The organism is Oribacterium sp. (assembly GCF_057249185.1).
Map to the genome: position 1 here is coordinate 1 of NZ_DBHIGR010000213.1, position 3,134 is coordinate 3,134.

Consider the following 3,134-nt stretch of genomic DNA (forward strand, 5'->3'; position numbering starts at 1 on the left):
TTATTTGATATTTATTCGCGTGTTTTGCGATTGTATTTAATGAAGTTAAAATGGATATTTTTAACCATACTATTTCTAAATTTTGTGGCATTATCACTACACTAATTATTTGCTTAATATGGGATGGATTTCTTCAAAGAGATGAAAATATTCAGACTAAACACCAGCCCATTTTTAGAAAAATTATGACATTATCTCTGATTATACTATATACAGCAATAGGCATATTTTGGACTGAGAGTCAGAAGTTAAAATATGTAATTACTACATATCTGTTCTTAGCGTATTACCTTTTATTTTGTTTGCGAGCAGAGTACCGAAGTGAGAATAATAATTCAATAAGAAAGTGTCATGAAACTAGTATGATGTTTGTATTTTTTATTGTGATTATGTATCCATTACTAAAGTTTTCGATAATTGGGATGAACCAGAATCCATACATGGATAAGAGGGACTATGAAATTGTTCAAATAATTAGTGCTTCTGATTTAGAGAGGGTAGAAGAAAAAATAAAATCTGATAGTATAAATCAAACAGAACAGGGAGATACGGAGTACAACTATCGAAATGAGCAGAATAAGGATGAGTCCCCCTTTCAAGTAGTCATTTTACATCGTGGTTCACAAGTACTCCTAATGAATGGCAAAATAGATGGTAACGAAACTATCAATCCTCAGGAAGATATGTCATCCAGTAACCTTGTTATTGATACTAGATCCTATGAATTTAAGGAAGCGAGCCAATATCGTTTTTATAGAAAAGAATTTAAACATGTAACGACCAATGCTCTCCAGAATAATGACTAATAAGAAGAAGAACCATGCCCGACACAAATCTAACTTCTGTTTCTGAAAACCATGCTTCAGACCGGTACAATCAAATACAAGCGAAACAAGAGCTGATGTCTATGATACTGGAAGGAAAACTATCCGGAGAAAAGGAAGGATGGCTTTCTTCGAAAGAAGCAAAAATAATTCTACGTATAAAGAAATAAACTATCGAAATTCGTCATACCTAATTCTACAAAATCCATCTATGCTTTCCTCATAAGCAAAGTTAACTGATACGAGAAAATGAGGAAAGACCATGGGCGCAGGCAAGGGAAATGAGAACATTCCTTGGATTTATAGAGGCATAGATTTTCAGACTTTGGGAAAACAAATCAAAAAATATCGTGTATTAAGAGGGCTTCGACAAAGCGATTTGGCGGAGCTCATTTTTAGTACAACAAATACCATTTCCAGAATAGAAATAGGCGGAATCGGTTGCAGTCTGGAGAATCTCTTGCGGATTGCCGATGCCCTGCAGGTCAGCCCGGATGCCCTGCTCTTTGGGAATTTCAATCCTATGTACAGTCGCTTTTATCCCTATTTTTGGGATATGAAGGAAGAGATTTTACGGAAAATGGAGGAGAACCTTTCTGACATTTTTAAGGAAATATCCTCAAAGGAACAACTGACCTTTGTAGAAAGAGATTTTCAGAAGTGGCTGAAAATGACGAAGCAGAGCCGGGAGGAAATGGAGGCACAGGCGAAGGAGCAGTCGGAAGAAGAGCTTCACTATTCGGTAGAGGATTATTTATTTTCCGCTACAAAGCTAGCGGATCCGGAAGAGAAAGTTGTGGAAGAGAATCCGGAGGAGAAAAAGACCAAGGCTCAGCTTCGGAAAGAGGAAAAGGCAAGACAACGAGAAAGTGCAAGAAAGGAAAAGCAGCTTACACAGGAAGAACAAAGGCAGAGAGTGCGGAAAGAGGCAGTGAGGAAAAAGAAGTAGTATAGGGAATTCATCGAGTTATACGGTGTTGAACTGGAAATTGAAAATCTATCGAGTTGAGAATTGAACCGGATTCAAAATCCATTGGGTTGAAAAAGTGAAATTCATCGAATTGGAAATTCAAAATTTATCGAACTGGAAATTCAAAATCTCTCGAATTGAAAATGTGAAATCTATCGAGTTGAAATTTACAAATCTCTCGAATTGAACTATAATCACAAGAAATATTGTGGGGGTAGGGCATGAGAAGAGACTTATATCAGGCAAGAATTATCGATGATTCTGTAGAGACCTATTTAAAGACCTTTGGTGCAGTATGCATTGAAGGTCCAAAGTGGTGCGGAAAAACCTGGACTTCTGCCTACCATAGTCGAAGTGAGTTTTACTTAGCAGACCCTACAGGAAATTTTCAAAATAGAAAGCTGGCGGAACTGGATCCGTCTCTTGTTTTAGAGGGAGAAGCTCCTCGTCTGTTGGACGAATGGCAGGAGGTTCCCTCCCTTTGGGATGCGGTTCGTTTTGCAGTGGATTTATCAAAGGAAAAGGGAAGATTTATTTTGACCGGTTCTGCAACCCCGAATCAAAAGGGTATCCTGCATAGTGGGGCAGGACGAATTGCACGCCTGAGAATGCGACCGATGTCTTTATTTGAAAGTGGAAAATCCAGTGGAAAAGTCTCCTTAAAGGGCATTTGCTCCGGAAGTCTGGAATCTCAACTTACAGGAGAAGTGCAGCTTAGTGATTTGATTGATTATATTATTCGTGGCGGTTGGCCGAATAACCAGGATTTGCCCTTGGAGCAAGCCGCATTACTACCGAAGGAGTATATCTCCGCCATTTTAAATGATGATATAGAGCGAATAGACGGTGTAAAAAGAGACCGCCACAAGATGGAACTGCTCCTTCGTTCCCTTGCCAGAAATGAAGCCACCACAGTGAGTAATAAGAAGCTGAAGGATGATATCAAAGACATAGACCATGAAGACATTGTGGTAGAGACCGTTGCAACCTATTTGGACATTTTAAACAGACTCTTTCTGATTGATAATCAAAAGCCTTATGGTACAGAATTACGTTCCACAATACGGGTAAAGCAGGCGGAAAAACGGCATTTGGCTGACCCTTCTTTGGCATGTGCCTTACTCAATGCAAGTCCGGAAATGTTGAAAAATGATTTAAATACCTTGGGATTTTTGTTTGAGGCTCTGTGTGAGAGGGACTTGAAGATTTATGCCGAATCCTTTGGCGCATCTCTATATCATTATCAGGATTATCGTAATCGGGAAATGGATGCGGTTATTGTAACTCCTGAGGGAGAGTGGTGTGGAATCGAAATCAAGCTGGGAGCGAATCAAATCGAT

General features: G+C 39.0%; 3 protein-coding genes. All 3 read left to right on the forward strand.

Translation table 11 applies throughout. From position 1 onward, the window contains the following. Positions 1–50: 50 nt before the first annotated feature. Positions 51–806, forward strand: coding sequence for a hypothetical protein (locus ACO4PX_RS09535; RefSeq protein WP_485572439.1), 756 nt, complete (start codon positions 51–53; stop codon positions 804–806). Positions 807–1,086: 280 nt separating this feature from the next. Next, positions 1,087–1,773: a helix-turn-helix domain-containing protein gene (locus ACO4PX_RS09540; protein ID WP_485550976.1), complete on the forward strand. Its 687-nt coding sequence runs from the start codon at positions 1,087–1,089 to the stop codon at positions 1,771–1,773. Between the two features lie 242 nt (positions 1,774–2,015). Further along, positions 2,016–3,134: ATP-binding protein (locus tag ACO4PX_RS09545; RefSeq protein ID WP_485572441.1), on the forward strand; the 1,119-nt coding region annotated here is incomplete at its 3' end.